Annotated in this window: 8 protein-coding genes; all 8 read left to right on the top strand. The window is 29.4% G+C overall.

Going from position 1 to position 3957, the window contains the following annotated elements; all coding sequences use genetic code 11:
- On the top strand, positions 1-230 hold a 230-nt coding region (locus HMPREF1532_RS21440; protein WP_167556076.1), incomplete at its 5' end, for a hypothetical protein.
- A gap of 140 nt (positions 231-370) precedes the next feature.
- On the top strand, positions 371-784 hold the full coding sequence (locus HMPREF1532_RS00735; RefSeq protein WP_005923426.1) for a hypothetical protein: 414 nt from the start codon (positions 371-373) through the stop codon (positions 782-784).
- Entirely contained in the window at positions 781-1191 is a 411-nt protein-coding gene (locus HMPREF1532_RS00730; protein WP_044097396.1) for a hypothetical protein, read from the top strand. Before HMPREF1532_RS00735 ends, HMPREF1532_RS00730 begins: the two co-directional genes overlap by 4 nt.
- 178 nt (positions 1192-1369) lie before the next feature.
- Complete coding sequence (locus HMPREF1532_RS21435; protein WP_167556075.1) at positions 1370-1531, top strand: hypothetical protein; 162 nt, start codon at positions 1370-1372, stop codon at positions 1529-1531.
- Position 1532: 1 nt separating this feature from the next.
- Complete coding sequence (locus tag HMPREF1532_RS00725; RefSeq protein WP_005923420.1) at positions 1533-2000, top strand: hypothetical protein; 468 nt, start codon at positions 1533-1535, stop codon at positions 1998-2000.
- Between the two features lie 71 nt (positions 2001-2071).
- A complete protein-coding gene (locus HMPREF1532_RS00720) occupies positions 2072-2299 on the top strand; it encodes a hypothetical protein (RefSeq protein WP_227096868.1) in 228 nt (75 codons plus the stop codon).
- Between the two features lie 26 nt (positions 2300-2325).
- Positions 2326-2775 (top strand): hypothetical protein, encoded by a 450-nt coding sequence (locus HMPREF1532_RS00715; protein WP_005923415.1) that lies wholly within the window; start codon positions 2326-2328, stop codon positions 2773-2775.
- A gap of 376 nt (positions 2776-3151) precedes the next feature.
- Positions 3152-3574: a hypothetical protein gene (locus HMPREF1532_RS00710; RefSeq protein WP_005923409.1), complete on the top strand. Its 423-nt coding sequence runs from the start codon at positions 3152-3154 to the stop codon at positions 3572-3574.
- Positions 3575-3957 lie beyond the last annotated feature (383 nt).

Genomic DNA, 3957 nt, shown 5'->3' with positions numbered 1-3957 from the left:
CGATTTTTATTATACTTACACTTCAAGGGGATAGCTCTCCTAAACGTACAGTTGATGAGGCAACTGATAGTAGCAAGAATGAAAAACATGGAGATGGTGGACGAACTCTTGAAAAGGAAAAAGAAAGATTGGAAGGACTTGAGTCAGATGTGAAGAATGCTAAAACAAGAAAAGGAGCTGCTAAAGATAAAAATCAAAAAGGTGAAGAACATGGAAGGACAGGTCGTTAACATATTGATGCCATTAAAATCGTTATTAATTTTTGTGTTAGGAACAATTTTAATTTTTGCGAACTTGTTAGCCTGATGATGTAAATGACATATATTCACGGAGCTAAAAAATGGTCGTATTTCTATAAAATAAGAATAAAATGAGTAATTCTTATCGTAAATATATTATTTTAATAGCTATAATTTCGGCTATCCTTGGAATTGTAGTTGCTTCTGTGTTGTTTTATTCTTTCCAGTTGTTGGAAACTAAACCTGTCCTCTTATCACAAGAATATCGGGGATATACAGAAAATAATCATTTCGGGAAAATAGAATATGATTATCTTGAGACTATTAATTTTTATTATATAGGGGGAGGAGCTACAAGTAATGATTGCATCCAAGTTCGGAAACAAGATAATAGAACTAAAAAAGAAATTATTCTTGGTACTTTTGAGAAATATAAAATTTTAATCAGCTACTGTTTTAATGGTGATAGTTTAACACTTGTTTTAAAACATAATTTTGACTGTACTTTTGACTGTGATACATATGTAATAAATATAAATGAATGATGGAACTACGTTCAAAACAAGAAATGAAATTAATAGTAATGTTTTTATTCTTTGCGTTTGTGGCATTCTTTGCGGCATCTTGCAAAATAGGATTTAGAGTTCAAGTTTATCAATTCTTGCCTATTGGTGATTCTGATAATGATGATATTATAAGGGAAAAACTATCAAAAAATTATGTGAAAAGATTTATTGTATTAGTAAATGATTCAGTTTTAAAGTATAATAAAAGAAATGGTGGAATAGGATCATCTGTTGAAATTAAATACAAATTGGTAGATAACGAGTTATTTATAGATTCCTTGGATATTTATAATCGTAGAAATTCGGAAGTTTTGAATGAATGTTTTCTGTATAGTAAATATCGTTTAATAAATAAGAGAACAAATGAGGTATATTATAAGCAATAGAGAATTCTGTAAAATATGTTGATATGATTGATAAGGAAAAATAGTGTGCTCTAAATTTTTATGTAGTATTCTAATTGGAAATTTATGGGCGAATATTTTCGACTATATGTCGTTTGTGCGTATATCGCAATTTGTATCGGAGTAGCTTTTAACCGATTCTTGCACTTGTGGAGGAACTATGTCTAAAAACATTACAACAACGGCAGCAGCATTAACAAAACAAGGTATTTCTGAAGGAACTGTAACCACGGCAGTAAGTGGCATAACAAGAGGGATGGGGACTGTAGGAACTAATACAACAAAATTGATAGAAGATCGTATAAAAAAAGGAGGACATTAAAATGAAATTGTTTGTAAAACTAATATTTGTTGCTAATTTTTTATTTTGGGGTGGAGGCTTTTTAATTGCTTTTTTCCAATTTATCGCATATAATGGTTTTGGTGATATTTTTGAATACGTAAAACCTGAACAGCTTGAGACTCATGTTAAGATTGATTCTATAAAGGAAACAAAAACAATATTTTATAAATATGTTGTTGATCAGAAAGTGTATGAATCGAAACAGTTTATTAGAATACCAAGGATTGCTGAATACGATTTTTATGAAGATAATGTGTACTATAATAAGCGAATTCCTTGTCTAAGTTATATTGGAAAGCAAGGATTTAAATTGAGAAGTACCAAAATAGATATGTGTATTACCGGTTTTTTCTTTCTTTTTATTTTTTTGATATACAGGTATGCTGATATGGATAAGTGGATTGGGGTTTATACCAGAGGTGAATATAAAAGCAGTAGAAAAAAATAGTGTTTTTTATAAATTTGAAAGAATGAAAATGGTGAATTTTGCATTATGATTGGAGTTCGTATGTATATCGTATGGGAAATCCTGTAAAATATATTGATATGGATGGTAGAGAGAATAGTGTGTCAGACTGGCTTTCTATACAGAATTTTAATATGGATATTTATAATAAGCAAGTATTTTCGAGTGTGTCATCTGTACATGTACCACAATTTGTATTAGAGTATCTTTTTATGGATTCTTACAAAATAGAAGATAATTCACAGAAAAGTGAGAAAACAGAAAAGAAAAGGAACAGCTAAAGATAAAAATCAAAAGGGTGAAGAACATGGAAGGACAGGTCGTTAACATATTGATACCACTGAAATCGTTATCAATCTTTGTATTAGGAACAAATGTGGAGGATTATTTGCATCTGGGTTATGACTATATTTCAAAAGAGGAAATGCAAGTATATAGCGATACATATACGTTTCCGGATTTTGGAATATCACTTTCAACTGATGAGAAAACAGATAAATTAATATATGGGATAGAAACAGATGTATCTTGTGTGTATAAAAACCATGAATTGATTAACATGCTGTATGATGACTTTTTAACTTTAGTGAACTTGTTGCCTGATGACGTAAGTGATATATATATTCATGGGACTAAAAAAAATGGTCGTATTTACAAAGTTTATTATTTTGATTCTCTTGGGTTGACTTTTTTTGTTTGGAGAGGACGTATTCGTTCCATTAATGTATCTAATTATGGTGTTTTTGTGAATGATTGATCTATATTTATATTTTTGATGTAGTGTATCAAAACAGGTAGATTGCCTTATGCTTAATATTTTGATTATGACAGTTTCGATCATTTGATATCAGGTATGTTTATTGTGCGAATAATCCAGTAAATTTTGTAGATCCGGATGGAAGAGAAATATCTTTTTCCTATGAATGGGAAAAGGATAAAAATGGGGAGTATATTATAAACAAAAATGGCGGATATAATTTAATCGGTGTAACTATGAATGTTATTTCCTTTAGCGGACAAGATGATAATAGCATTACTTTTTCAACTAAAGTAAATTTATCTGTAGCAAATTCTATGAATGATATCGCAAAAAGCGATTTTTAAATGGACTGAAATATTTAATTTGAAATAATATGAGAAAACTTTTGAACGTACTTATTCTGATAGGTGTTTTATCGTCAATTGGAGGATGTACTTATAAAAAGCCTACACTTGTAGATTTTATAGGAATCTGGAAATCGTCCACTGGAGGGGAGATTATTCTCCAAGAAGACAGTATCTGTGTAATTAAGAACATTATATATAGTGGATATTTATGTACAGAAATGTTGAGTTACAAAGGTAAATGGGAATTTAGAGATAAAGATGACTTAGGTAATAAACAATATAATATAATAATTAGTAAGGAAGGCGTACTTTTTATGTGTTTTTACATTTCAGGAGAAGGATTATTTAACAATACTCCTCCTTGGTATCTATTTCAATATATTGGTGATCCCGACGAACTCAATTTATACAAATTTACTAAGTTAAAGTACAATCAGGCAAACTGGTGAACTTAAGAATAAAGGAGAAGAACATGGACGGAATTTAAAAAGATAAAAAGCAGTCAATGGAATTAATTATGGGGAAATCATTGTCTATATTTAAACTTGGATCCAGTATAAGACATTATTTGCACTTACATTATGAATATATTTCCAAAGAAGAATTGGAAGTATATAGTGATACATATTTTTTCCAAATTGTAATATATGTCTTTCTGTAGACGAAGAAGTTGGGGTGTTTATTGATGACATCAGAACAGACAAGTCTTGTATCAGAATTAGTATAATTTGGATTTATCATACAATAAAATTAGTAGAAGATCGTGTAAAAAAGGAGGATATTAAAATGAAATTGTTTGTAAAACTAATATTTGTTGCTAATTTTTTATTTT

Source organism: Bacteroides salyersiae WAL 10018 = DSM 18765 = JCM 12988 (genome assembly GCF_000381365.1).
Taxonomy (GTDB): Bacteria; Bacteroidota; Bacteroidia; order Bacteroidales; family Bacteroidaceae; genus Bacteroides; species Bacteroides salyersiae.
The sequence above is the reverse complement of the archived record's forward strand: the minus strand, read 5'-3'. Positions and strand labels throughout refer to the sequence as shown.